Raw genomic sequence first — 448 nt, forward strand, 5'->3', positions numbered from 1 at the left:
GGCGAAGTGGGTGATCCCATGCTGCCGAGAAAAGCCTCTAGCGAGTGTCTGCACGGTCCGTACCCGAAACCGACACAGGTGGTCAGGTAGAGAATACCGAGGCGGACGGGTGAACCACGGTTAAGGAATTCGGCAAATTGCCCCCGTAACTTTGGGAGAAGGGGGGCCGGGTGGTGTGTACACCCTTCGCGGTGGAAGCACTGTCCGGCCGCAGAGGCCAGGCCCAAGCGACTGTTTACTAAAAACACAGGTCCATGCGAAGCCGAAAGGCGAAGTATATGGACTGACGCCTGCCCGGTGCTGGAACGTTAAGGGGAGGGGTTAGCGGCTTCGGCCGTGAAGCTCTAAACCTAAGCGCCAGTAAACGGCGGTGGTAACTATAACCATCCTAAGGTAGCGAAATTCCTTGTCGGGTAAGTTCCGACCTGCACGAATGGCGTAACGACTT

Annotated in this window: 1 rRNA gene; it reads left to right on the forward strand. The window is 57.1% G+C overall.

Going from position 1 to position 448, the window contains the following annotated elements:
* Positions 1 to 448: ribosomal RNA gene (locus SREC43747_RS0119305) — 23S ribosomal RNA — on the forward strand; the annotation flags it as partial.

The sequence above is a fragment of the Saccharopolyspora rectivirgula DSM 43747 genome (assembly GCF_000497205.1).
Taxonomy (GTDB): domain Bacteria; phylum Actinomycetota; class Actinomycetes; order Mycobacteriales; family Pseudonocardiaceae; genus Saccharopolyspora; species Saccharopolyspora rectivirgula.